Source organism: Pseudacidovorax intermedius (genome assembly GCF_001476815.1).
GTDB classification, from domain to species: Bacteria; Pseudomonadota; Gammaproteobacteria; order Burkholderiales; family Burkholderiaceae_C; genus Xenophilus; species Xenophilus intermedius_A.
In genome coordinates, this window is sequence record NZ_LDSL01000102.1 from 1 (window position 1) to 23,933 (window position 23,933).

Annotated in this window: 20 protein-coding genes; 7 read left to right on the forward strand and 13 right to left on the reverse strand. The window is 70.9% G+C overall.

Annotation, left to right across the window (positions count from 1 at the left end; all coding sequences use genetic code 11):
- Positions 1–260 precede the first annotated feature (260 nt).
- The 6 genes from NS331_RS16055 to NS331_RS16080 form a co-directional block, all read right to left on the reverse strand.
- Positions 261–896: a class I SAM-dependent methyltransferase gene (locus NS331_RS16055; protein ID WP_058642977.1), complete on the reverse strand. Its 636-nt coding sequence runs from the start codon at positions 894–896 to the stop codon at positions 261–263.
- A 117-nt stretch (positions 897–1,013) separates the two neighbouring features.
- The gene (locus NS331_RS16060) at positions 1,014–2,438 is read right to left on the reverse strand and encodes a carboxylesterase/lipase family protein (RefSeq protein ID WP_058642978.1); all 1,425 of its coding nucleotides are present in this window, start codon (positions 2,436–2,438) and stop codon (positions 1,014–1,016) included.
- On the reverse strand, positions 2,435–3,427 hold the full coding sequence (locus tag NS331_RS16065) for a Bug family tripartite tricarboxylate transporter substrate binding protein (RefSeq protein WP_058642979.1): 993 nt from the start codon (positions 3,425–3,427) through the stop codon (positions 2,435–2,437). The genes NS331_RS16060 and NS331_RS16065 overlap by 4 nt, the downstream gene beginning before the upstream one ends.
- Positions 3,428–3,771: 344 nt before the next feature.
- A complete protein-coding gene (locus tag NS331_RS16070) occupies positions 3,772–4,764 on the reverse strand; it encodes a Bug family tripartite tricarboxylate transporter substrate binding protein (protein ID WP_058642980.1) in 993 nt (330 codons plus the stop codon).
- A gap of 60 nt (positions 4,765–4,824) precedes the next feature.
- The gene (locus tag NS331_RS16075; protein ID WP_242873778.1) at positions 4,825–5,511 is read right to left on the reverse strand and encodes a TetR/AcrR family transcriptional regulator; all 687 of its coding nucleotides are present in this window, start codon (positions 5,509–5,511) and stop codon (positions 4,825–4,827) included.
- A gap of 163 nt (positions 5,512–5,674) precedes the next feature.
- Positions 5,675–6,589 carry a LysR family transcriptional regulator gene (locus NS331_RS16080; RefSeq protein WP_058642982.1) on the reverse strand — a complete coding sequence of 305 codons (915 nt, stop codon included), beginning with the start codon at positions 6,587–6,589 and terminating at the stop codon, positions 5,675–5,677.
- 124 nt (positions 6,590–6,713) lie between these two features.
- Here NS331_RS16080 and NS331_RS16085 point away from each other — a divergent pair, with 124 nt between their 5' ends.
- The 6 genes from NS331_RS16085 to NS331_RS16110 all read left to right on the forward strand — a co-directional run bounded on the left by NS331_RS16085 (position 6,714) and on the right by NS331_RS16110 (position 13,903).
- Positions 6,714–7,925 carry an MFS transporter gene (locus NS331_RS16085; protein WP_058642983.1) on the forward strand — a complete coding sequence of 404 codons (1,212 nt, stop codon included), beginning with the start codon at positions 6,714–6,716 and terminating at the stop codon, positions 7,923–7,925.
- A 94-nt stretch (positions 7,926–8,019) separates the two neighbouring features.
- Positions 8,020–8,835: a 2,5-didehydrogluconate reductase DkgB gene (gene dkgB / locus NS331_RS16090; RefSeq protein ID WP_058642984.1), complete on the forward strand. Its 816-nt coding sequence runs from the start codon at positions 8,020–8,022 to the stop codon at positions 8,833–8,835.
- Positions 8,836–8,872: 37 nt separating this feature from the next.
- Complete coding sequence (locus NS331_RS16095; protein ID WP_058642985.1) at positions 8,873–9,880, forward strand: LysR family transcriptional regulator; 1,008 nt, start codon at positions 8,873–8,875, stop codon at positions 9,878–9,880.
- Between the two features lie 206 nt (positions 9,881–10,086).
- Complete coding sequence (locus NS331_RS16100) at positions 10,087–11,628, forward strand: AMP-binding protein (protein ID WP_242873779.1); 1,542 nt, start codon at positions 10,087–10,089, stop codon at positions 11,626–11,628.
- Positions 11,629–11,642: 14 nt separating this feature from the next.
- Positions 11,643–12,857 carry an acyl-CoA dehydrogenase family protein gene (locus NS331_RS16105; protein WP_058642987.1) on the forward strand — a complete coding sequence of 405 codons (1,215 nt, stop codon included), beginning with the start codon at positions 11,643–11,645 and terminating at the stop codon, positions 12,855–12,857.
- 59 nt (positions 12,858–12,916) lie between these two features.
- Positions 12,917–13,903: a tripartite tricarboxylate transporter substrate binding protein gene (locus NS331_RS16110; RefSeq protein ID WP_058642988.1), complete on the forward strand. Its 987-nt coding sequence runs from the start codon at positions 12,917–12,919 to the stop codon at positions 13,901–13,903.
- A gap of 142 nt (positions 13,904–14,045) precedes the next feature.
- Here the strand turns inward: NS331_RS16110 and NS331_RS16115 are convergent, their stop codons facing one another.
- From NS331_RS16115 to yoaA, 4 genes are all read right to left on the reverse strand, one after another.
- Positions 14,046–15,188: a zinc-binding dehydrogenase gene (locus tag NS331_RS16115; RefSeq protein ID WP_058642989.1), complete on the reverse strand. Its 1,143-nt coding sequence runs from the start codon at positions 15,186–15,188 to the stop codon at positions 14,046–14,048.
- 251 nt (positions 15,189–15,439) lie between these two features.
- Positions 15,440–16,963 carry a tripartite tricarboxylate transporter permease gene (locus tag NS331_RS16120; RefSeq protein WP_058642990.1) on the reverse strand — a complete coding sequence of 508 codons (1,524 nt, stop codon included), beginning with the start codon at positions 16,961–16,963 and terminating at the stop codon, positions 15,440–15,442.
- Positions 16,964–16,979: 16 nt separating this feature from the next.
- Positions 16,980–17,405 carry a tripartite tricarboxylate transporter TctB family protein gene (locus NS331_RS16125; RefSeq protein WP_058642991.1) on the reverse strand — a complete coding sequence of 142 codons (426 nt, stop codon included), beginning with the start codon at positions 17,403–17,405 and terminating at the stop codon, positions 16,980–16,982.
- A gap of 324 nt (positions 17,406–17,729) precedes the next feature.
- Positions 17,730–19,742 (reverse strand): DNA repair helicase YoaA, encoded by a 2,013-nt coding sequence (yoaA, locus tag NS331_RS16130; RefSeq protein WP_058642992.1) that lies wholly within the window; start codon positions 19,740–19,742, stop codon positions 17,730–17,732.
- Positions 19,743–19,897: 155 nt separating this feature from the next.
- On the opposite strand from yoaA, the gene NS331_RS16135 reads away from it, so the two are divergent.
- Positions 19,898–20,743, forward strand: a complete 846-nt coding sequence (locus NS331_RS16135; RefSeq protein ID WP_058642993.1) for a PP2C family protein-serine/threonine phosphatase — start codon at positions 19,898–19,900, stop codon at positions 20,741–20,743.
- A 74-nt stretch (positions 20,744–20,817) separates the two neighbouring features.
- On the opposite strand, the gene NS331_RS16140 is transcribed toward NS331_RS16135, so the two are convergent.
- The 3 genes from NS331_RS16140 to lpdA all read right to left on the reverse strand — a co-directional run.
- Positions 20,818–21,525 (reverse strand): hypothetical protein, encoded by a 708-nt coding sequence (locus tag NS331_RS16140; protein WP_058642994.1) that lies wholly within the window; start codon positions 21,523–21,525, stop codon positions 20,818–20,820.
- On the reverse strand, positions 21,522–22,628 hold the full coding sequence (gene zapE, locus NS331_RS16145; protein ID WP_058642995.1) for a cell division protein ZapE: 1,107 nt from the start codon (positions 22,626–22,628) through the stop codon (positions 21,522–21,524). The genes NS331_RS16140 and zapE overlap by 4 nt, the downstream gene beginning before the upstream one ends.
- A 1-nt stretch (position 22,629) precedes the next feature.
- Positions 22,630–23,933, reverse strand: a 1,304-nt coding sequence (gene lpdA / locus NS331_RS16150; RefSeq protein ID WP_058642996.1) for a dihydrolipoyl dehydrogenase, incomplete at its 5' end; no start/stop codon positions are given.

Sequence of the window (23,933 nt, forward strand, 5' to 3'; positions counted from 1 at the left end):
CAACCTATTGCAACTCGACACCTAGCCGGCCGAGGTCCTGGCCTGGTCGCCCACGCCGCCCCCGCCGCCACCGCCGACCGGGACGGTGGGCGAGACAAAGGCCGGGCCGCCGACCACATTCTCCCTTGTGGCTGGGGTGGCCGACGGCGGCGTCGAGCACACCGAACAGGGTGACCGTCGACGGCGCGGATTCATCGCGGCTTCATCGCCTTCTGACGTTCACCTGATACGTCGACCTTCCTGTGTCGGCACGAGGCCGGTCAGCCACGCAGCGAATACGACAACGCCCAGAAGTGCGCCCACGCGCGGTAGGCGCTGATCCGGGCGTGGGGCTGCACGGCGGCCAGCAGCGCGTCGCGGCTCGGAAAATTCTTGAGCACGCGGTGCGTGGTGCCGTCGGCCAGCCTGCGCAGCTGCCAGGTGTTGCCGTCGCTGTCGTGCTCGGCGATGGGCGTGCTGCTGCCAGGCACGAACAGGTTGTCGATGAAGACCACCTGGGCGCCCGGCTTCAGCGTGCGGTGCAGCCCCTGCAGGAAGCCGTCGATGCGGTCCAGCGGGATGTGCGACCACCAGAAGCCGGCGAAGGCGCCGTCGAAGACCCTGTCGGCCACGGGCAGCGCATAGGCGTCGCCCTGCAGCCAGCGCACCGGGGCATCGGGCAGCCGATGCGCGGCAATACGCAGCGTCTCCACCGCGCCGTCGAGCGCCACCACACCGGCCGTCGCCGCGGCGTAGAACTGCGTCCAGTAACCTGTGCCGCAGGCCACCTCCAGCACATGGCGGCCGGCCAGCATGCCGGGCAGCCAGGCTTCCATTTGCCGCAGGTCGGCCTGGCGCTCGGGCTTGGCATAGATCGCGTCGTACTCGGCGGCGCGGGCGGCGTAGTAGTCCTGCATGGCGTGGTCTCCAGGGATCGAAGCGCCACGCCCGCAAGGCGCGGCGGCGCATTGTGCGACGCCCTGGCTGACGGCAGGCATCCGTGAACGCGCCGGGGCCGCTGCCGATGTCCTGGCTCAGGGCGCCGCGACCTCGCACTCGCCGAAGACCTGCACGCAGGGCAGCGCTGGCGTGTGCGCGGCCCAGCCGGGATCGCCGGTCTTGGCGAAGCGCAGCCAGGCCTGCTGCATGCGCTGCGAGAGCGCGCTGGGCGGCGACAGGCCCGCCAGTTCGCGCGCCGCCGCGTTGTCGAGGTTTCCGAACACGAAGGGCAGCTCGACGCCGTGCGCCGCGCCCAGGTGACCGTCGAAGCCGGGCGACGGCCAGACGAAGCGATAGCGATGGGCCGAGGCGGCGCGCGTGGCCGCCAGATGCGCCAGCGCCGCCGCGGGCGCCGCATAGTGGTAGTCGGACTGGAGGGCGCACAAGCGCTCGCCCGGCGTCCCCGTCCGGCCCGGGGGCAGCGCCACGCCGGCGCTGCGCGCGAAGTCCTCCACGTCGGCCTCGGCGATGCGGCCCAGGCCGCCGCCGGGCACGTGGTACAGCCGCATCTCGTCGGCGTTGTGGCCCACCAGCAGTTGCAGCGGCGAAGGCTCCTCCCATGCGGCCTGCAAGGCCTGCAGCGGCGGCGCCACCAGCATTTGACCGTCGAGCACCGGCCGCAGCGGAAAGAGATGGCGGCTCGCCAATCCCATCGTGCGGCGCAGGCGGGCATCCTGCGTCAGCCGCTGCACCGCCCGCAGCAGCGGCGCGAGCGGCGCGTGGGCCAGCACGGCCCGGTCGGGCACCGTGCCGGCCAGCGCGCAGACGGCGGCGAGGGCGGCCTGGGCCTCGTCCACCGTCTGGCACGCCACGCTGGGACTCTGCAGGATGACCCGCTGGAACAGCCCGCGGGCCTCCGGCAGGCCCATCAGGCAGGCGATGGCCCCCGCCCCCGCCGACTGGCCGAAGACGGTGACCTGCCCGGCATCGCCGCCCCAGGCGCCGATGTGGTCCCGCACCCAGCGCAGGGCCATCAGCTGGTCGAGCAGGCCCCGGTTGGGCGGCGCATCCGCCAGATGCGCGAAGCCGTCGATGCCCAGCCGGTACTGGATGGAGACGAACACCACGCCCTGCCGCGCGAAGGCGGTGCCGTCGTACAGCGGCTCTGCCGCGCTGCCGCGCACGAAGCCACCGCCGTGCACCCAGACCATGACGGGCAGGCGCGTGCCGGGCGGCGCATCGGGCGCCCAGACGTTGAGCGACATCGCATCCTCGCCGCCCACCGGTTCGGCGTCGGGCGTGGCATGGCGAGGCCAGTGGGGAAAGGGGGGGCCGAAGTCCGTGGCCTCGCGCACGCCTTGCCAGGGCGCCATCGGAACGGGCGGGGCGAAGCGGCGCTCGCCGAAGGGCGGCAACGCATAGCGGATGCCCTTGAAGACACGCAGCCCGCCATGCCAAGAGCCGCGCAGGCGGCCGCCATGGGAGAGCCGGACCTCGGGTGCGCCGGATTGCGCGCTCATTCGTTGGCCAGGCCCAGCTTGTCGATCAAGGGCCGCCACACGGCGGCGTCGCGCGCGGCGTTGGCGCGCACGTCTTCCGGCCTGGAGGGCGTCAGCGTGACGTTCATCGCGTCGAGCCGCTGGCGGTACTGCGCGTTGCTGCGGCACTGCTCGCTCGCGGCGTTGAGCCGCGCCAGCATCTGCGGCGGGGTGCCGGCCTTGGCCACGATGGCGAACCACGAGGGGCGAGCCAGGTCGGCCGCGGCGGGCAGCAGCTCGGTGATGGTGGGCACGTCCGGCAGCAGGCCGTAACGCTGGCCGTCGAAGACCGCCAGCGCCACCAGCTTGCCGGCCTTCACCTGGGCCGCGGCCGTGTTGCCGACCAGGGTCATGGCCTGGATCTGCCGGCCGATCAGCGCCGTGACGCCAGCCCCCTCGCCCACGAACGCCACATGCGTGCCGGCCACGCCCAGCTTGTCGAGCAGCGCCGTGGTCAGCAGTTGGGCCGGGCTGCCCTTGCCGGGCGAGCCGAAGTTCAGGCCGCCGGGCTGCGACGCCGCCAGCTTCTGCAGATCGGCCAGGCGGGCGATGCCCTCACCGGCTGGCACCGTCAACACCAGCGAGGTGGTGCCCAGCACGGCGACGCCGTCGAAGTCGGTGGCCGGGTCGTAGGGCTGACGCTTGTAGGTGTAGGGCGTGATGCTCATCTGCGACATGCCGCTGCTCATCAGGGTGTAGCCGTCGGCCGGCTGGCCCTTGAGCGCGCTGACGGCCAGGAGGCCGTTGGCGCACGGCCGGTTCTGCACCACCACGGGCTGCCCCAGTTCCTGGGCGGCGCAGTCGGCCCAGATGCGGGTCATGGCGTCGGAGCTGCTGCCGGGCGGCTGCTGCGCGATCAGCTGGATCGGCTTGGCCGGATAGGCGGACGCTTGCGCGCTGGCCGCTCCCACCGCGAAGAGAGAGCCGAGGCCCGCGAGGGCGACGAGTGGCCGACGAAAGGACATGCGCATGGAGGACTCCTGCAGTTTCGGAAATGGGGGCGGAAACCGTCGTCCGGGGGCGGCGAGTCCGCTCAGGCGGTCGGCGCGCCGATGCCGTCACCGGCCCTGCCGGCCTGGCGCTCGCGCGTCTGCACGGTGCCTGCGGCATGGGCCCGTCTGCTGCCTCGGGACGACGGCGTCATGCTTTTACATTTTGCATTTCAACCATAATGTAAATGTACGGCCAGACGACGGCGTTGCCTAGTCGGCCGTTGCAGGACCGCCCCTTCCGCGAGATCAGACGCCGGACACGGCGCCGCACGAAGGGCCGGCGGGCAACGCGCGTCGCGCGTTCCGCCGCCCTGCCCCATCGTTCATTCCGTGGCCAGGCCCAGCTTGTCGATCAAGGGCCGCCACACGGCGGCATCGCGCGCGGCCCAGGCGCGCACGTCGGCGGGCGTGGAGGCCGTGAGCGTCACGCTCATCGTCTCCAGCCGCTGGCGGTACTGCGCACCGTTGCGGCAGCGCTCGCTGACGGCGTTGAGGCGCGCCAGCAGTTGCGGCGGCGTGCCGGCCCTGGCCACGATGGCGATCCACGAAGGCCGCGCCAGGTCGGCGGCCGCGGGCAGCAGTTCGGCGATGGTGGGCACGTCGGGCATCAGTGCCGAGCGCTGGTTGTCGAAGACCGCCAGCGCCACCAGCTTGCCGGCCTTGACCTGCGCGGCGGCCGTGCCGCCGACCAGCGTCATGGCCTGGATCTGATGGCCCATCAGCGCCGCCATGCCCGCGCCCTCGCCCACGAAGGGCACGTGGGTGCCGGCCACGCCCATTTTGTCGAGCAGGGCCGTGGTGAGCAGATGCGCAGGGCTGCCCTTGCCGGGCGAGCCGAAGTTCAGCCCACCGGGCGTGGCCGCCGCCAGCTTCTGCAGGTCGGCCAGCCGGGCCACGCCCTCACCGGCGGGCACCGTCAGCACCAGCGGAGAAGTGCCCAGCACGGCCACGCCGTCGAAGTCCACGGCCGGGTCGTAGGGCGGCTGGCGGTAGGTGTAGGGCGTGACGCTCATCTGCGACATGCCGATGCTCATCAGCGTGTAGCCGTCGGCCGCCTGGCCCTTGAGGGCGTTGACGGCCAGGATGCCGTTGGCGCCCGGCCGGTTCTGCACCACGACGGGCTGGCCCAGCGCCTGCGCCGCACAGTCGGCCCAGACCCGCGTCATGGCATCGGACCCGCTGCCCGGCGGCTGCTGCGCGATCAGCTGGATGGGTTTGGTGGGATAGGCGGGCGCCTGGGCGCTGGCCGCTGCGGCGACGACGAGCGAGCCGAGGCCCGCCCAGGCGGAAAGCCGCCGGCGAAAGAAGAAGGACATGGTGTCTCCTGCGTTGTTGTTGGCGATCGGAAATGCAGCGGGCGCGCAAGCGCCGACGATTCAGTCCGGCGACGCGCGCCGGCGCCGCGCGGCCTTGGCCGGTGCGTCAGGCCGATCGCCGGCGGCCGACTCGCAACGCCCCGCGATCAGCTCCGCCAGCAGCGCGAGCTGGGCCGGGGCGGATGCCGACGGCTGGCCCTGGTCCGCGAAGAGCTCGAGCAGGCCCAGACCGCGCAGGGTCGAGAACACGACGCCCATCAGCGCCTCCCGGTCGGGCTGGCCTGCCAGTTCGGGGAAGGTGGCGAAGAAGCCCTGCGACAGCTGCGCATCGATGGCGTCGCGCGCCTGGGCGATGTGGCCCAGCACTTCGGGCTGGCCGCGCGAGCCCAGATAGATGTTCCAGGCCACCAGGAAGCGCGGCTCGGCATAGACCAGCGTCCACAGCGTCTGCAGCAGGCGCGTGGCCCGCTCCCGGGGCCCCAGCCCGGCGGGCGGCCAGAGCGCACCGGCGTCGATGTGGCTGCGCAGCAGTTCGTCGAGCACCTGCATCATCAGCACGGCCTTGGACTCGAAGTGGTGCTGCACCGCGCCCGAGGTCAGCCCCGCGCTGCGGGCCAATGCGTGGATGGACATCTGGCCGAAGCCGTGCTGTCCGATCAATTCGATGGCCGTGCTGATGAGGCGCTGCCGCGTCTGTGCACTGCGTTCGGCATGGGAGCGGCGGCCGGGGCGGGAGGACGGGGTCACAGGATGTCTTTCGGGTTCGCTGCCCATGCGGACGTCCCCTCGAAAAGACGGGCAGCCGGGACGGCAATCACATTTCGCATTTCGAGCGTAATGTAGATGCGCGTCGGCAAGTGCTGGACTGGGGAATGCCCGTGGGCCGCCGCGCCGGGTCGCAGCCCTGGCGCTACTTTGACGACCCGCCAGTCCCGGGGTTCGCGCCGGGCCAATGGCCGGCCAGGTGGTCGATGAAGGACGCGATGCGCGCCGTGAGCGGCGTGTTGCGGTAGTACACCGCCTGCACGGCCTGCCGCACGTCCCGCGTGAGCCGGGGCAGCACCGGCACCAGCCGGCCTTCGGCGATGTCGCGTGCGGTGAGGAAGTCGGCCAGGCAGGCGATGCCGGCGCCTTCCAGCGCCAGCTGGCGCAGCGTCTCTCCGCTGGAGGCGGCCAGCGCCGGCGCCACGTGCAGCGGCTGGCCCTCGGCATCCGCGACCGGCCATTCGTTGAGGCTGCTGGGCGGCGTGAAGCCCAGCAGCGCGTGCCGCGCCAGATCGGCCACACGACGCGGCGTGCCGGCTGCGGCCAGGTAGGCCGGCGATGCCAGCAGCCGCAGCGCGCTGCTGCCCAGCGGCCGCGCATGCAGCGTGGAATCGCGCAGGCGGCCGATGCGGATGGCCACGTCCACGCGGTGTTCCAGCAGGTCGATCAGGCCGTCGTGGCTGTGCAGTTCCAGCGTCACTTCCGGATAGCGCGCGCGGTAGCCGGCGACGAGCGGCACCACCACGTGCAGCATGAAGGGCGAGGCGGCATCCACCCGCAGCCGGCCGGGGCGCTCGCGGCGGGCGGCCATGTCCTCTTCGGCGGCATCGACGCTGGCCAGGATGGCCCGCGCGCGTGCGAGGAAGGCGGCGCCCTCCTCCGTCAGTTCCAGCCGCCGCGTGGTGCGCCGCATCAGCGTGGTACCGAGCTTGTGCTCCAGCCGCGCCAGCGTGCGGCTGACGGCCGAGACGGTCATGCCCAGCTGATCAGCGGCCCGCGACAGCGCGCCGGTGTCGACCACGGCGGCTAGGGCCTGCATCTCGTCCAGCGTCGTCTTCATTCTTGATTCCAGATCAAAGGTGTTTGATTTATAGACGGGTTTTTCGCAAGAGCGGATCGCGGGAGACTGGCGGCCTTCCATCCTCTCCGATCGCTGATGCGGCCGATGCCGCGAGCTGCCCTCCATGCCCATTGCCCTCTTCGCGCTGACGCTCAGCGCCTTCGCCATCGGCACGACCGAGTTCGTGATCGTCGGCCTCATCCCCACCATCGCCGCCGACCTGGGCGTGAGCCTGCCCTCGGCGGGCCTGCTGGTGAGCCTCTATGCCCTGGGTGTCGCCGTGGGCGCGCCGCTGCTCACCGCGCTGACCGGCCGGCTGCCGCGCAAGGCGCTGCTGCTGGGGCTGATGGTGCTGTTCACGCTGGGCAATCTGGTGGCCTGGCGCGCGCCCGGCTACGAGTCGCTCGTCGTGGCGCGCGTGCTCACCGGCCTGGCGCACGGCGTCTTCTTCTCCATCGGCTCGATCATCGCGGCCAGCGTGGTGCCGAAGGAGAAGGCAGCCAGCGCCATCGCCATCATGTTCACCGGCCTCACCGTGGCGCTGGTGACGGGCGTGCCGCTGGGCACGCTGATCGGCCAGCACCTCGGCTGGCGCGCCACCTTCCTGGCCGTCGCCGGCCTGGGCGTGGTGGCGGCGCTGGGCAGCGCGGTCTTCGTGCCCCGCGACGTGCCGCACAGCCCGCCGGCGGCCCTGCGCGAGCAGCTGGCCGTGCTGGCCCAGCCGCGGCTGCTGCTGGTCTATGCGATGACGGCGGTGGGCTATGGCGGCTCCTTCATCGCCTTCACCTTCCTGGCGCCGCTGCTGCAGCAGGTGACCGGCTTCTCGGCCAATGCGGTGAGCGGCGTGATGCTGGCCTACGGCCTCTCGGTGGCCGTGGGCAACCTCTGGGGCGGCAAGCTGGCCGACCGGCTGGGGCCGGTGCCGGCGCTGCAACGCATCTTCCTGGGCCTGGCCGCGGTGCTGGGCGTGCTGAGCCTCACGGCACCGCATCCGGTGCTGATGGTCGCCACGGTGCTGGCCTGGGGCGCGGTGGCCTTCGGCAACGTGCCGGGCCTGCAGGTGTACGTGGTGCAGCAGGCGCAACGCTTCAGCCCCAAGGGCGCGGACGTGGCCTCGGGCCTGAACATCGCCGCCTTCAACCTGGGCATTGCCGGGGGCGCGGGGCTGGGCGGCCTGATCGTCGAGCGGCTGGGCCTGGTCCACACCGCCTGGATCGGCGCGCTGGTGGTGCTGGGCGCCTGGGCCCTCACCACCTGGGCCGGCCGGCTGGACCGGCGCGATGCCCAGGGCCGCGCGGCGACCCATGGACGCCACGACGGCTGCGCCACCTGCTGACGGCGGGCCCGGCATTCGGACGCCAGCCGCAGGATGCGGCCGCGGCTAGCCTTCTTTACCAACCTCTTTCCTCTTCCTGCAAGGACATCGCACCATGAGCATCCCCGCCGCCATTCCCGCCTTCGGCCTGGGCACCTACCGCCTCAAGGACCAGACCGTCATTGACGCCGTGCGCAACGCGCTGGACGTGGGCTACCGCGCCATCGACACGGCACAGATCTACGGCAACGAGGCCGAGATCGGCCAGGCCATCGCCGAATCGGGTGTGCCCCGTTCGCAGCTCTTCCTGACCACCAAGATCTGGGTCGACAAGCTGGGCACCGACGCGCTGATCCCCAGCCTGAAGGAAAGCCTGCGCAAGCTGCGCACCGAGCAGGTGGACCTGACGCTGATCCACTGGCCCTCACCCGGCCGCGCGGTGCCGCTGCGCGAGACGCTGGAGGCCCTGGCCGAGGCGCAGAACCAGGGCCTGACGGCGCAGTTCGGCGTCTCCAACTTCACCATCGCGCTGCTGCAGCAGGCCATCGAGCTGGCGGGCAAAGGGGCCATCGCCACCAACCAGGTTGAGATCAGCCCCTATCTGCAGAACCGCAAGCTCGTCAACTACGCGCGCATGCAGGGCGTGCACCTGACCTCGTACATGACCCTGGCCTACGGCAAGGTGCTGAAGGAGCCGGTGCTGGCCGAGATCGCGCAGCGCCACGGCGCCACGCCCGCGCAGGTGGTGCTGGCCTGGGCGCTGGCGCAGGGCTTTTCCGTCATTCCGTCGTCCACCAAGCGCGAGAACCTGGCGTCCAACCTGAAGGCCAAGGACCTGAAGCTCACCTCGGAGGACATGGCCGCCATCGCCGCGCTGGACCGCAACGAGCGCCTGGCCAATCCCGAAAGCCTGGCGCCCGCCTGGGACTGACAGCGCGCCGCACGCGCGGCTATGCTGCGCGCCACCCATGGACCTGCGCAGCCTCCGCTACTTCATCGCCGTGCTCGAAGCGGGCAGCCTGTCGCGCGCGGCGGCCTCGCTGTACATCGCGCAGCCGGCGCTGACGGCCCAGATCAAGAAGCTGGAGGCCGAGCTCGACACGCAGTTGCTGGAGCGCTCGCACGCCGGCGTCACGCCCACCTCCGCCGGCCTGCAGCTGTACGAGGATGCGCGCCGGCTGCTGTCGGACGCCGAGGCCATGCGCGACCGCATCCGCCAGTTGCCGCAGGGGCCGGAGGGCTCGGTGACCGTCGCCCTGCCCTTCCTGCTCGCCTCGCTGCTGATGGGCCCGGTGCTCATGGCCCTGCGCGAGACGGCGCCGCGGGTGCGGGTGTTCGTGCTCGACGACCTGAGCCTGATGGTCAGGAAGGCCATGCTGGACCGGCGCGCCGACCTGGGCATCCTGGTCGACACGCCCACGGTGGAGGGCCTGGACTGCCAGCCGCTGGCGCGCGAGGCGATGTTCGTCTGCGGCCAGGATGCCGATGGCCGCGTGCGGGCCTTGCTGCGACAGTCCGGCGCACCGCGCAAGGCGAAGGCACGTGCCGGCGCAGCGCCGGTGCTGCGGCCCACCCTCGACTTCGACCATGCAGCCCGCCTGCCGCTGGTGCTGCAGTCGCGCCGGTTCTCGATCCGCCGCAGCGTGGAGGAAGCCGCTGCCGAACGCGGCACCGCGCTGCACATCGCGCACGAGCACGACTCCGCGCGCGTGATCCGCTCGCTCTACCTGCATGGCGCGGGCTTCACCTTCACGCCGGCCTGCGCGCTGCACGATGCGCCGCCCGCCCGCGCCGACTGGATCGTGGCGCGCGTGGTGCAACCCGAACTGGTGCGGACCTACAGCCTGGCCCTGCCCGCGGGCCGGGTGCGGGATGCCGCCACCCAGGCGGTGATGGAGGCCCTGCTCAGCCAGTCGCGCCGGCTGATCGATCAAGGCGCCTGGGAAGCCGAGTGGCTGCATCGCGACCGGCCCTGAACTGCGGCGCGCGCCCGCCTGCCCCGGGTAGGAGGCCATCACTTGCATTGATGCCCCGGCATCAGCAAACGGTATTTCCGCGATGACCGGCCTTCTGGAACAGTGACCGATACGGCCTCTGGACGCGCAGTCCATGGGACCACCGGTCGAGATTCCAGGAGACAGCCATCAACAACGCCAGCCCCACCACGGCCGCCGTCCGTCCCGTGACGAACGTGGCCACCCTCGTCGCCCGCAGTGCCCGCGCGCATGCACGGCAGGTCGCCGTCCGCAGTGCCGATCGCAGCCTCAGCTATGCCGAGCTGGAGCAGCGCGCCTGCCGCCTCGCCAACGCCCTGCTCGGCCTGGGCCTGGCGCGCGGCGACCGCGTGGGCATCTACCTGCCCAACTGCCCCGAGATCGTGGAGCTGGAGCTGGCCTGCTACAAGGCCGCGCTGGTCAAGGCGCCCTTCAACGCACGCCTGTCGCCGGCCGAGGTCGGCGAAGTCGCAGCCAACAGCGAGGCCACGCTGATCGTCACCACCGCCGAGCGGGCCGAGGCCATCCGCCCGCACCTGCGCGGCGCACCGCGGTTGGTGCTGCTGGACGCGGCCGGCGACGACGGCTACGAAGGCCTGCTGGCCCGCGCCACCGACCGCTTCGAGGCCGTGCCGGTGCATGCCGACGAGCTGGCCGTGCTGCACTACACCTCGGGCAGCTCCGGCGTGCTCAAGGCCGCCATGCAGACCTTCGGCAACCGGCTCGCGCAGCTGCGCAAGTTTCTGATCCGCAGCGAGGGCATGCGCAGCGGCCATTCGCTGGGGCTCGTCGGGCCGATCACCCATGCCTCGGGCATGCAGATCGTGCCGGCGCTGTGCAGCGGCGTGACCATCCGCATCTTCAGCGGCTTCGAACCCGGGCGCTTCCTGGCCGACATGAAGGCCGAGCGCATCACGCATACCTTCATGGTGCCGACCATGATCAACATGCTGCTGGCCGGGCTGGAAGGCCAGTACCGCCCGCTGCCCGACCTGCAGCGCCTGGGCTACGGCGCGGCACCCATGGCGCCCGCGCGCATCCTGCGCGCGATGGACGTGTTCGGCCCCGTGCTGTCGCAGGGCTACGGCGCGGGCGAGACCACCTCCGGCGTCTGCGCCCTCAGCACCGAGGACCACCTGCATGCCCGCGCCGCGCGGCCCGAGCGCCTGGCCTCCTGCGGCCGGCCCTTCCTGGAGTGCGACGTGCAGATCCTGGACGACGCGGGCGAGCCGGTGGCCATCGGCGAGATCGGCGAGATCGTGGTCGGCGGCAACGACGTCTTCGCCGGCTACTGGCGCGCGCCCGAGCTGACGGCCGAGGTGCTGAAGAACGGCCGCTACCACACGGGCGACCTGGCCCGCATGGACGAGGACGGCTTCGTCTACATCGTGGACCGCAAGAAGGACATGGTCATCAGCGGCGGCTTCAACGTCTATCCCTCCGAAGTGGAGGCCGTGCTCTACCAGCACGAGGCGGTGCAGGACGCCTGCGTCTTCGCCATTCCCGACGACAAGTGGGGCGAGGCGGTGGCGGCGCACGTGGTGCTCAAGCCCGGCCGCGCGGCGGACAAGGCGCTGATCGACGCCTTCTGCAGTGCGCAGCTGGCCGGCTTCAAGCGGCCGCGGCACATCGAGTTCGTCGCCGCGCTGCCGCGCAATCCCAACGGCAAGGTGATGCGCCGCGCCGTGCAGGCGCCGTACTGGCAGGGCCAGTCGCGGATGGTCAATTGAACGGAACCCGCATCATGACGACCACCACCGCTTCCGCCCCGCTCTTCCACGGGCCCTTCGAGGGCAGCGAACGCGCCGCCGAACTCATCGCCCGCATCCGGCACTTCCTGAACGGCGAGCTGGCCGAGCTGGCCCGCGAGCATCAGCTCGACCATGAGCACGGCGCCGACCGCGCGCTGCTGCGCCAGGTCTGGCGCCGCTCGCACGAACTCGGCTTCTACGGCCTTACCCTGCCCGAGCAGCTGGGTGGCCTGGGCCTGTCCGTGCTTGACCATGTGCTGGTCAAGGAGGCCATCTACGCCACCGGCTCGCCCTTCGCGCCGCACGTGCTGGGCGAACTGAGCGGCCCGCCGCGCGTGGGCGCGCTGGTGCGCCACGCCACGCCGCAGCAGATGGCGCAGTTCATCCTGCCCGTGGCGCAGGCCGAGATGGCGATCTGCTTCGCCCTCACCGAGGCCGAGGCCGGCTCCGACGCCGGCGCGGTGCAGACGCGCGCGGTGCGCGACGGCGACGACTACGTCATCACCGGCCGCAAGCGCTTCATCTCGGGCTCGCCCTTCGCCGACGCGGCGGTGCTGATGGCCTCGACAGCGCCCGAGGGCAGCGAGCAGCGCGAGGTGACTGCCTTCTTCGTCGACCTGCGCGCGCCCGGCGTGCGCATCGAATCCAACTACAAGACCATGGCCGGCCAGAGCAGCACCGGCGACATCGTGCTCGACGGCTGCCGCGTGCCGGCCGCCCAGCGCATCGGCGAGCCGGGCCGCGGCCTGGCGCTGGCGCTCGGCCGCATCACGGTCAACCGGCTGCTGCACTGCCCGGCGATGGTAGGCCTGGCCCAGGTGGCGCTGCGCGATGCGCGCGACTACGCGATGCAGCGCAGGCAGTTCGGCCGCGCCATCGCCCAGTTCCAGGCCATCCAGCACATGCTGGCCGAAGCCGCCACCGAGTTGGCGGCGGCGCGCGCACTGATGATCGCCACCGCCCGCCAGCTGGACGCCGGCGGCGACGCGCGGGCCGAGGCCTCGATGGCCAAGCTCTTCTGCTCGGAGACCGCCTTCCGCGTCGCCGACAAGGCGGTGCAGGTGCACGGGGGCGAAGGCATCGTGCAGGGCCGGCGCGTCGAGTTCCTGTTCCGCATGCTGCGCATGTACCGGGTGCTCACCGGCACCAGCGAGATCCAGAAGAACACCATCGCCAAGGAGCTGCTCGCGCCCGACGGCGGCGCCTGAACCGGGGCCGGCGCCGTGGACGCCGGCCTTCGCAAGAATCACACAAGGAGACAAGCAAGATGACCGACATGAACCGCCGACGCCTGGTGGGCGCCGGCCTGGCCGCCGCCCTGGCGCCCCTGGCCGCACCGCTGGCCCGCGCCGCCGAGCCCTACCCCAGCCGGACCATCAAATGGGTGCTGCCCTACCTGGCCGGCACCGGCCCGGACACCACCGCGCGCATCCTGGCCGAGGCGGTCGGGCCGATCCTAGGCCAGAGCGTGGTCATCGAGAACCGCGGCGGCGCCGGCGGCAACATCGGCGCCAAGCTGGTGGCGCGCGCGCCCGCCGACGGCTACACCTGGATCTATTCGGCCGCGCCCATGGCGGCCAACATGCACATGTACAAGAGCCCGGGCTTCGATGCGCTCAAGGACTTCCGCCACATCATGCGGCTGACCAGCGCAGACGTGGTGCTGGTCGTGAATGCCGACTCGGACATCCGCAGCGTGGACGACCTCGTGCGGCAGATCCGCGCGCGGCCCGGCAAGGTGGAGTACGCCTCGGGCGGCGTGGGCACGCCGTCCCACCTGGGCGTGGAGATGTTCCTGGATGCCGTCAAGGGCAGCGCGCTGCACGTGCCCTACAAGGGCGCGTCGGAACTGTGCACCGCGGTCCTGGGCAACCAGGTGGTGTTCGGCGCGCCGATCCTGGCGGTGGCGTATCCGCAGATCCAAGCCGGCCGGCTGCGCGCGCTGGCCGTGACCGGTCCGCGCCGCAACGCGGTGCTGCCGCAGGTGCCCACGCTGGCAGAGGCCGGCGTGCTGGGCGTAGAGCTGACGTCCTGGGGCGGCATCTCGGTGCCTGCCGGCACGCCCGATGCGGTGGTCGAGAAGATCCAGTCGGCCTTCGTGCAGGCGCTCAAGCAGCCGCGCGTCGTGGCTGCGCTGCAAGAGCAAGGCGGCCAGGTCGACATCCAGGAGGGCAATGCCTACGTGGACGGCTTCAGGCGCGAGATGCGGTCGACGGAAGCCATGATGAAGAAGGTCGGGCTGGAGCCGCTCTGACGCTGGAGCGCCTTTCACGACGCACTGGGCGCCCTGCCATTGCGCCGTGCGCACCTTCTCGCTCGCGCTCCGGACGCCCCTCTCCCCTCGCGGGAGAGGGGTTGGGGAGAGGGGGTGCCCCCGTCGCGCAAGGCCGCCTGCCTCACAGCGACGGATCGATCAGTACCTTGGCGCCTGTGTTGCGCGCGCCGTAGAAGGCAATGTTCTCAGCGCTCAGCGCGTCCGCCAGCGACACCGTGCGCGCATAGTGGCTGGCGAAGGTGGTCTTGAGCTCGGCCGCCACCCGCGCCCGCAGCGCCTGCGCCGCCGGCTCGCCGATCTTCTGCAGGAAGGGAAACAGCAGCCATCCGCCCACGCCCCAGGCCATGCCGAAGCTGCGGTGGATCTCCGTCGGCCGCGTGTCCAGGCCGCCGTACAGGTAGACCTGCTTGTGCACCGACGAGCCGTAGCGGCTGTATTCGCTGGGCGTGCGCCGCGCGATGGACGCCTCCATGCACTGCAGGATCTGGCCCGCCAGCGTGCCGCCACCGGTGGCATCGAAGCCGATGGTGGCGCCGGTGGCCACCAGGGCCTCGGTGAGCTGCGCCATGAAGTGGGGCGCGCTGCTGTCGCAGACGTGCACCGCGCCATGCCCGCGCAGCAGTTCGGCCTGCTCGGGCTTGCGCACGATGTTCACCAGGCCGATGCCGTCCTTCAGGCAGATGCGGTTGAGCATCTGGCCCAGGTTGCTGGCCGCCGCCGTGTGGACCAGCGCCGTGTGGCCCTCGCGCTTCATCGTCTCGACCATGCCCAGCGACGTGAGCGGGTTGACGAAGCAGGAAGCGCCGTCGGCCGCCGTCGCATCCTCCGGCAGCACCAGGCACTGGGCCGCCGGCATGCAGCGGTACTGCGCGTACATGGCGCCGCCGATCAGGGCCACCGTGCGGCCCAGCAGCGCCTGCGCGGCCGGCGAGGCGCCCGCCGCGACCACCAGGCCGGCGCCTTCGTTGCCGACGGGCAGGCTCTGGCCCACGCGCGCCGCCATGGCCGGCATGGCGCGCTCGGGAATGCGGACCGTCACCACGGGCCGCTCGGCGGTGCCCGCCACCTGCACGGTCGACAGATCGGCGGGGCCGAGCAGCAGGCCGATGTCGGAGGGATTGATGGGCGTGGCCTGGATGCGCACCAGCACCTCGTCGGGACCGGGCTGCGGCACGGGCACCGACTCCAGGCTGATCTGCAGCGTGCCATCGGCCTGGACGAGCGAGCGCAGTTGCAGCGCGGTGGCGGGAAGGGATTCGGGCATGGGCATCTCCAGAAGAAGGATGGAAGCGGCGCGGTGCCGAAGCCGTGAAGGGCGGCACCCGCGCAGGCAGTGGTGGCCCGATTGTGGGCGCCGAGGGCCGACCTCACTGTCGCAGGGCCGTCAGCTGCACGCTCCAGCGGCGGCGCCGGGCGGTCTGTGTGCCACGTCCGCGGGCGGAGGCCGACGCCTGGCACCCGTGAAAAGCGAAAGGGGCCCGAAGGCCCCTCTCGCAGTTCGTGGCGCGCGTGACCTCAGACCGTCTCGTGCGCTGCAGGCAATACGCCGCCTGCGCTGCGCTGTTTCTTCGTCTTGATGAAGAAGCCGATGGTCTGCCAGGCAATGAACACGCCGATCAGCGACAGCAGCGAGCCGCTGATGGGACGCTCGAAGAAGATGCCGAAGCTGCCGCGGCTCAGCAGCAGCGTGCGGCGGAAGTTCTCCTCCAGCATCGGGCCCAGGATGAAGCCCAGCATCAGCGGCGCGGCATCCAGGTCGAACTTCATGAACAGGAAGCCCAGCAGGCCGAAGGCGGCGGTAATGTACAGGTCTTCCAGGTTGTTGTTGACGCTGTACGTGCCGATGCAACAGAAGAACAGGATGCCCGGGAAGAGCACGGCGTACGGGATCTTGAACACCGACAGCCAGTAGCGCACCAGCGGCACGTTCAGGATGATCAGGAAGCAGTTGCCGACCCACATCGAGGCGACCAGGCCCCAGAACAGTTCCGGGTGACCGGCGATCATGTTCGGGCCGGGCTGGATGCCCTTGATGATGAAGGCGGCCATCATCAGCGCCATCACCGCGTTCTCGGGAATACCGATGGACATCAGCGGGATGAAGCTGGTGCGTGCAGCAGCTTCGTCCGCAGCAGCCTGACCGGCCACGCCTTCGATGCAGCCGGTGCCGATCTCGTGCTTGTACTTGCTGACCTTCTTGTCGATGGCGTAGGCCGCGAACTGGGCGATGGCCGGGCCGCCGCCGGGCAGGATGCCCAGGAAGGAGCCGATGACGCTGCCGCGCAGGGCGCTGGGAATGATCCGCTTGAACTCCTCCCAGGTGGGCATCAGGTGGATCTTGCCGTTGAAGGGCGAGCGCTCCTCGCCGGTGTCCAGGTTCTTGGTGATCTCGGCGATGCCGAAGCAGCCCAGCGCGATGCTGACCAGGCCCACGCCGTCGGCGAGGAAGGGCAGGTCCATGGTGTAGCGCTGCACGCCGCTGTTGACGTCGGTGCCGATCTGGCCGAGCAGCACGCCGATCAGGCACATGGCCAGGCCGTTGAGCAGGCTGCCGGTGGTCACGAAGCTCACGCAGACGAAGCCCACCATCATCAGCGCGCAGTAGTCCGCGGGGCCGAACAGGAAGGCCACCTCGCCCAGCTTGGGCGCCAGGAAGGTCAGCACCACGATGGCGACGGTGCCGCCGATGAAGCTGGAGAAGCCGGCCGTGAACAGCGCCAGGCCCGTCTTGCCCTTGAGCGTCATCGCGTAGCCGTCGATACAGGCCACGATCGAACTCGCATGCGGGATCTTCATCGTGATGGCCGACACGCTGTCGCCGTACTGCGCCCCGTAGTAGATGCCGGCCAGCATGATCAGCGCGCCGGTGGTGTCGATGGAATACGTCAGCGGCAGCAGCAGGCTGATGGTGGCCAGCGGGCCCAGGCCGGGCAGCAGGCCCACCAGGGTGCCGACCACGCAGCCGATGGCGCAGTACATCAGGTTGTGGATGGTCAGCGCGTGCTCGAAGCCGAACGCCAGGTTGTGGAGAGCTTCCATGGTGTGCAGGCTCCGATCAGTACAGGGGAAGGTTCAGGCCCAGCAGCTTCTGGAAGCCGAAGGCGAAGGCCACGAGCACCACCGCCACCTTGACGTTGCGCAGCCAGGAATACTTGCCGCTGGCCGCCAGCGAGGCGATGAACACCATCACCACGATGCCCACGGTCATGTTCAGGTAGGTGGACACGAGCGCGAAGCTGCACAGGCTCGCCAGGATGATGCCGATGTTCTTGAACTTGACCGACATCGGCACCGGCTTGACGAAGCGCGAGCGGATCACGGTGATGACACCGATCGCGAGCAGCATGCCGCTGACCATGGCCGGGAACAGGCCCGGGCCGGCATGCGCGAAGCTGCCGATCTGGTAGTTGAAGGCCGGCACGCCGAACAGCAGTGCAAGCGCGATGAGGAACAAGCCTCGGTTGAGGTTGCGATCGTTCATAGGGGAAGGCGAAGCGTTGTCATAAAGGTGTCGTGGATCGGTTCGTGCCTCTCGCGCCAGGGGTCCGGCGGGGTGCCCGATGTCTCCTTTGCAGCCGGGGCTGCGGGGGCGGAGGTGATGCTCCGGCTGCCACACTGATCGGAATCTGACCAGCTTCAGAGGGGAATTACGTACCGCGGCCGCCTGTTGGGCCCTGGGCGTCACATGCGTGACGCGAACCGCGGGTTAACGCTGAGGAGCGTGTACGCAGATCCACGTATGCGGGCGCACGCACGCCGCGCCGGGGCCCCGGAACGCGCCCATGGATTCTGGAAATGGAAAGGCTCAGCCGGCCGGCTGAACGAGCGCGTCGAGCGCGTCCTCGAAGTCGGCACCGGTGGCCAGGCGGCGCATCGGCGGCAGGGCGGCCAGCAGGCGCCGGCCGTAGCTCATCGCGACCAGGCGCGTGTCGCAGACCACCAGCACGCCACGGTCGCTCTCGCGGCGGATCAGCCGGCCGGCGCCCTGCTTGAGCGCCACCGCCGCCTCCGGGATGGAGTAGTCGCCGAAGCCGCTGCGGCCCTGGGCTTCCAGGCGACGGGTGCGTGCCTCCACCAGCGGATCGCCCGGCGGCGGGAAGGGCAGCTTGTCGATCACCACCAGTTGCAGCACGTCGCCCGGTGCGTCGAAGCCCTCCCAGAACGAGGCCGAGGCCACCAGCACGCAGCCGGTGGCACCCGCGTCGGCGCCAGCGCGGAAGCGGTCCATCAGCACCCGCTTAGGCCATTCGCCCTGCACCAGCACGTCGATGTCGCTGCCGGCGGCGCGCAGGCGCTCGCGCAGCGCATCGCCGATGCTGCGCAGCGCGCGCAGCGTGGTGGTCAGCACGAGGGTGCGGCCGCCCAGGCGCAGCGCGCCATGCGCCGCGAGCGCGGCCACCGCCGATGGATGGCCCGCGTCGGCCGGCCGCGGAAAGTCGCGCGGCACGTACAGCGCCGCCTGCCGCGCGTAGTCGAAGGGACTGGCCACGCGCAGGATGCGCGCGTCATCGAGGCCGCAGGGCTCGGTGAACCAGCGCAGCTGCGGGTCGTCGCCCAGGGTGGCGGAGGTGAAGATCCAGGCCCGCCCCGGCGCGCCGCCCTCCCCGGCCGGCTCGCCGCCGCCGGCCTTGAGCACCCGCTTGCGCACCGCGTCGGCGATGTCCAGCGGCGACTGCACCAGCCGCACCTGGGTGCCGATGTCCAGCCAGCGCACGGCCTCGGGCGGACACGGCTCGGCCAGGACGGCGGCCCGCTCCACCAGCAGCCCGGCACGCTCGGCCAGTCGCACGAAATCGGGCGACAGCTCGCTCACCGTGCCCAGCGCCTCGGCGGCGTCCTCGGCCGCGCGGCGCAGGGTGTCCAGGCAGGCCTGCCACTGCGTGGGCGCGATGCCTTCCGGCGCCGCGCCGTTCCAGCGCAGCTTGGTGCCGGGCCAGCCCTTGCCGGCCACCATGCGCAGTTCGCGCGCCGCATGTTCGAGCGTGCCAGCCACGGCCTGCCAGTCGACCAGGCCCCGCGCCTGCTGCAGGCCCGCGGCCAGCATGTCGCGGGCGAAGTCCAGCACCTGGCCCGTGCCCAGTTGCTGGCCCAGGAACTGCACCCCGGTCTCGTTGAGCTGGTGGGCCTCGTCGAAGACCACCACCCGCACCGTGGGCAGCAGCTCCGCCATGCCCGATTCGCGCACCGCCAGGTCGGCGAAGAACAGGTGGTGGTTGATGACCACCACGTCGGCCGCCAGGGCCTCGCGGCGCGCGAGGTTGACGTGGCAGGCCTTGAACTGCGGGCACTGCTGGCCCAGGCAGTTGTCGCGCGTGGACGTCACCAGCGGGATCACCGGCGAGCGCTCGTCCAGTCCGGGCAGTTCGGCCAGATCGCCGGTGCGGGTGGTCAGCGCCCAGCGCTCCACCTTGGCCAGCGCGTGGGCCACGCCCCGCTCGTTGCCGCTGTCGTGCCGGGCCTGCCCCATGCGGTGCAGGCACAGGTAGCTGCCGCGGCCCTTGAGCAGCGCGGTGCGCAGCGGCAGGTTCAGCGCCTCCAGCAGGCGCGGCAGGTCGCGGCCGAAGAGTTGGTCCTGCAGCGCCTTGGTGGCGGTGGACAGCAGCACCCGCTCGCCGCTCAGCAGCGCCGGCACCAGGTACGAGAAGGTCTTGCCCACGCCGGTGCCGGCTTCCACCACCAGCTGCCCGCCCTCGGTCACCACGTCGGCAATGGCCAGCGCCATCTGCGTCTGGCCCTCGCGCACACGGAACTGGTCGGCCGCCTGCGACAGGGCACCGCCGTCGGCGAAAACATCGAGCACCTCGTCGCTCAGGGCCATGGCCGTCCTCCGCGCCTGCATGCCCTTGTGACCTGGGTCATCTTGTCGGCAAGAAGAAGTTGAAAATTGTGAATAACGGTGTAAGCGATCGCTCGATAATGGGCGCCAACCGCAACCCCCTGACCCGTTGGCGCGCCACGGCGCCGACCGCGCCAATGCCTCCAAACGGTTTCCGATTGTCTGCCGCCACCGGCCTCCACCAGGGAGACCGGCCCTACCAACAGGACCAGGTTGCCCTGATGGGGCATCCGCAACGCCCAGGCTGTCTGCTGGCCGTCGTGGCCGACGGCATGGGCGGGCGCAGCGGCGGGCGCAAGGCCTCCGAACAGGTGGTCATGACCGCGCAGCAGCTGTTCACGCGCTATTCGCCCGACGACGACGAGCCCGGCGCCCTGCTGCGCCAGCTGGTGGACGAGGCCCACACCGTCATCCGGCTCACGGCCCTGTCCAGCGAACAGGAACCGCACAGCACGGTGGCCGCCTTCCTGCTCAATCCCGACGGCCGCGGCGCCTTGATCCATGCGGGCGATTCGCGCATCTACCTGTTCCGCCGCGGCCGCCTGCTGCGCCGCACCCGCGACCATTCCTATGTGGAAGTGCTGATCCAGCGCGGCGAACTCACCGAAAACGAAGCGCTGCACCATCCCAAGGCCAACATCCTGGTGGGTTGCCTGGGCATGCAGTCGACGCTGCCGCCGATGGACCTGGCGCCCATCGACGGCCTCCAGCCGGGCGATGCGCTGCTGGCCTGCTCGGACGGCCTGTGGCACTACTTCACGCCCGAGGAATTCGGCGCCGTCATCGCCCGCCATCCGGCCCGCGTCGCGGCCGAGATGCTGGTGAACGAGGCGCGTCGCCGCGCCGCGGGATCGGGTGACAACCTGTCGCTGATCCTGGTGAAGGTGGACGAACTGCCCCGCCCGGCAGCGGCGCCCGGCGCCGGACGCGAGGCCTACGCGGCCGGCGAGGATCCGCTGCTGCGCGCCAGTCCGCGGCGCTGAGCCCGCCTGGCGGCCTGCGGCTGCGGCGCCGTTTGGGCGTCTCGACCGGGCGGACGTGGCCGCCGCCGGGGTCATCAGGGCGCCGTGCCGGCCGGGGCTGGCCGCGGCGCGGCCGGCACCGGCAGCGGTGCCGCCGGGGGCTTGGTGCGACCGGACTGCTGGCGCTGCACATCCGCGCGGCGCTGCTGCGCGTCGGCCTGGCGGCGTTCATACCGCTCGCGCTCGACGGCGTCCTGCGCCTGCCGGGCCGCGCGCTGGGCCTTGCGCTCGGCCTGGGCCCGTTGCCGGTCCTCGAAGGCCTGGCGCCGCTGCGGCGCCTCAGCAGCCTGCGAGGCGCGGCTGGCCGCGTGGTCGGCGTTGCGCTGCTCGCGGTCCTGCTGAGCCTGCTGGTTGCGGGCGCGCTCTTCGGGGTTGTCGCGCGTCTGCGGTGTCAGCTGCTTGTCGTCGAGGCGGCGCAGGGCTTCTTCGCCGCGCCGGCGCCGCTCGGCGTCGTTGAGGTCGGCCTCGCGCCGGCGCAGGTCGGCGAGCGTGTCGCGGTGCTGGTCGCGCGCGGCGCTCAGGCAGTCCTCGACCGCGAAGCGCTGGTAGCACTGCTTGCGCTCGGTGTCGAAGCGCACCTCGGCGGCGCGGCGCGCCACGCCGATGCGGTCACGCTCGGCACTGGCGGCCGCATCGGCCTCGGCCGACACGCGGGTCTGGGCGGGCGCGGGGGCCGCCAGCAGCAGCGCGGCGCCCAGTGCGGCAACCGGGCGTGCGAAGCGCGAGGCCATCGGGAAGATCATGTGAGGCGGGTGTCCACGGTTCGGCGCTCCAGCGCCAGGAACTCGGCCGATTGCATTTCGTTCAGCCGCGAGACGGTGCGTGGAAACTCGTGCGCCAGCGGGCCTTCGGTGTAGAGCTGCTCCGGCGGCACCTCGGCCGAGAGCACGAGCTTCACGCGGCGATCGTAGAACACGTCCACCAGCCAGGTGAAACGGCGTGCTTCCGAGGCCATGCGCACCGGCATCTCGGGCACGTCGGACAGCAGCACGGTGTGGAACTGGCTGGCGATCTCGAGGTAGTCGTTCATCGAGCGCGGCCCGCCGCACAGCGTGCGGAAGTCGAACCACACCACGCCGCCGGCGCGGCGGCGGGCGCGGATCTCGCGCTGCTCGATGTTCAGCACCGGGTTGTCGTCGCCCTTCTCCGCCAGCTTGTCGAAGATCTTGCGCAGTTCCTTCTCGGAGCCGCTGTCGTTGGGCGTGATGTACAGCCGCACCTGCTCCAGCGTGCGGCGCCGGTAGTCGGTGCCGTTGTCCACGTTGATGACCTCGAGCTTGCGGTTGAGCAGGTCGATGGCCGGCAGGATGCGGTCACGGTGCAGCCCGCCGGGGTACAGGTCGTCGGGCTTGAAGTTGGAGGTGGTGACGAAGCCCACGCCGTTGTCGAACAGCGCCGCCAGCAGGCGGTGCAGGATCATGGCGTCGGTGATGTCGGCGACGTGGAACTCGTCGAAGCAGATCAGCTTGAAGCGCCTGGCGATGCGCTTGCCCAGTTCGTCGAGCGGGTTCTGGATGCCCTGCAGGTCTGCCAGCTCGCGGTGCACCTCGCGCATGAACTCGTGGAAGTGCAGGCGCGTCTTGCGGTTGATGGGCACCGCGTTGAAGAAGCAGTCCATGAGGAAGCTCTTGCCGCGGCCGACGCCCCCGTACATGTAAACGCCGCGCGGCACGGCCGGGCGGTGGATCAGCTTCTTGAAGGCGTTGGAACGCTGGGCCTTGTACTCGGCCCACTCGCGGGCGCAGCGGTCCAGCGCGTCGATCGCGCGCAACTGCGCGGGATCGGCGCTGTAGCCGCGGCCCTTGAGTTCGGCCTCGTAGGCCTCCTTGACGGACGGGAGGGCCAACTCAGAAGTTCAGCGTGCGCTTGTCGACGGCCAGCGCGGCTTCCTTGGTCGCCTCGGACAGCGACGGGTGCGCGTGGCAGATGCGGGCGATGTCCTCGGCGGAGGCCTTGAACTCCATCGCCACGACGGCTTCGGAGATCAGCTCGCTGGCCATCGGGCCCACGATGTGCACGCCCAGGATCTCGTCCGTCGTGGCGTCGGCCAGGAACTTGACCATGCCCGTCGTGTCGCCCAGCGCGCGTGCGCGGCCGTTCGCCAGGAAGGGGAAGGTGCCGGCCTTGTACTTCACGCCGTCGGCCTTGAGCTGCTGCTCGGTGCGGCCGACCCACGCAATCTCGGGGCTGGTGTAGATGACCCAGGGAATGGTGTTGAAGTTGACGTGCCCGTGCTGGCCGGCGATGCGCTCGGCCACGGCCACGCCCTCTTCTTCCGCCTTGTGCGCCAGCATCGGGCCGCGCACCACGTCGCCGACGGCCCACACGTTGGGCAGGCTGGTCTTGCACTCGTCGTCCACCACGATGGCACCGCGCTCGTCCAGCTTCAGGCCGACGGCCTCGGCATTCAGGCCGATGGTGTTGGGCACGCGGCCGATCGAGACGATCAGCTTGTCGGCGTCCAGCTTCTTCGCCTCGCCCTTGGCGTCGGTGTAGGCGATGCTCACGCCGGCGCCGGTCTTGGCGACTTCGCCCACCTTCACGCCCAGCTCGACCTTCAGGCCCTGCTTGTCAAAGGCCTTCTTGGCCTCCTTGGCGATCTGCTCGTCCACGGCACCCAGGAAGGTCGGCAGGCCTTCGAGGATGGTGACGTCCGCGCCCAGGCGGCGCCACACCGAACCCATCTCCAGGCCGATCACGCCGGAGCCGATCAGCGCCAGTGTCTTGGGCACGGCGCCCACGCGCAGCGCGCCGTCGTTGGACAGCACGGTCTCTTCGTCGAAGGGCACGCCGGGCAGCTGGCGGGCGTTGGAGCCCGTCGCCACGATGATGTGCTTGCCGACCAGGGTGGCCTCGGCGGCGCCGGCCACCTTGATCTCGTAGCCACCTTCAGCGGCCTTCACGAAGGAGCCGCGGCCATGGAAGAAGCTGACCTTGTTCTTCTTGAACAGGTACAGGATGCCGTCGTTGTTCTGCTTCACCACGCCGTCCTTGCGGGCCAGCATCTTGGCCACGTCCATCTTGACGTCGGTGGCGGTGATGCCGTGCTCGGCGAAGTGCTTGTTGGCGTGCTCGAAATGCTCGGACGACTGCAGCAGGGCCTTGGAGGGAATGCAGCCCACGTTGGTGCAGGTGCCGCCCGGCGCCGGGC

Bases quoted from the DNA above. Each gene is read 5' to 3' on its own strand.
- NS331_RS16055 (WP_058642977.1), bottom strand. From the start codon at position 896: ATGCAGGACTACTACGCCGCCCGCGCCGCCGAGTACGACGCGATCTAT.
- NS331_RS16060 (WP_058642978.1), bottom strand. From the start codon at position 2,438: ATGAGCGCGCAATCCGGCGCACCCGAGGTCCGGCTCTCCCATGGCGGC.
- NS331_RS16065 (WP_058642979.1), bottom strand. From the start codon at position 3,427: ATGCGCATGTCCTTTCGTCGGCCACTCGTCGCCCTCGCGGGCCTCGGC.
- NS331_RS16070 (WP_058642980.1), bottom strand. From the start codon at position 4,764: ATGTCCTTCTTCTTTCGCCGGCGGCTTTCCGCCTGGGCGGGCCTCGGC.
- NS331_RS16080 (WP_058642982.1), bottom strand. From the start codon at position 6,589: ATGAAGACGACGCTGGACGAGATGCAGGCCCTAGCCGCCGTGGTCGAC.
- NS331_RS16085 (WP_058642983.1), top strand. From the start codon at position 6,714: ATGCCCATTGCCCTCTTCGCGCTGACGCTCAGCGCCTTCGCCATCGGC.
- dkgB (WP_058642984.1), top strand. From the start codon at position 8,020: ATGAGCATCCCCGCCGCCATTCCCGCCTTCGGCCTGGGCACCTACCGC.
- NS331_RS16095 (WP_058642985.1), top strand. From the start codon at position 8,873: ATGGACCTGCGCAGCCTCCGCTACTTCATCGCCGTGCTCGAAGCGGGC.
- NS331_RS16105 (WP_058642987.1), top strand. From the start codon at position 11,643: ATGACGACCACCACCGCTTCCGCCCCGCTCTTCCACGGGCCCTTCGAG.
- NS331_RS16110 (WP_058642988.1), top strand. From the start codon at position 12,917: ATGACCGACATGAACCGCCGACGCCTGGTGGGCGCCGGCCTGGCCGCC.
- NS331_RS16115 (WP_058642989.1), bottom strand. From the start codon at position 15,188: ATGCCCGAATCCCTTCCCGCCACCGCGCTGCAACTGCGCTCGCTCGTC.
- NS331_RS16120 (WP_058642990.1), bottom strand. From the start codon at position 16,963: ATGGAAGCTCTCCACAACCTGGCGTTCGGCTTCGAGCACGCGCTGACC.
- NS331_RS16125 (WP_058642991.1), bottom strand. From the start codon at position 17,405: ATGAACGATCGCAACCTCAACCGAGGCTTGTTCCTCATCGCGCTTGCA.
- yoaA (WP_058642992.1), bottom strand. From the start codon at position 19,742: ATGGCCCTGAGCGACGAGGTGCTCGATGTTTTCGCCGACGGCGGTGCC.
- NS331_RS16135 (WP_058642993.1), top strand. From the start codon at position 19,898: ATGCCTCCAAACGGTTTCCGATTGTCTGCCGCCACCGGCCTCCACCAG.
- NS331_RS16140 (WP_058642994.1), bottom strand. From the start codon at position 21,525: ATGATCTTCCCGATGGCCTCGCGCTTCGCACGCCCGGTTGCCGCACTG.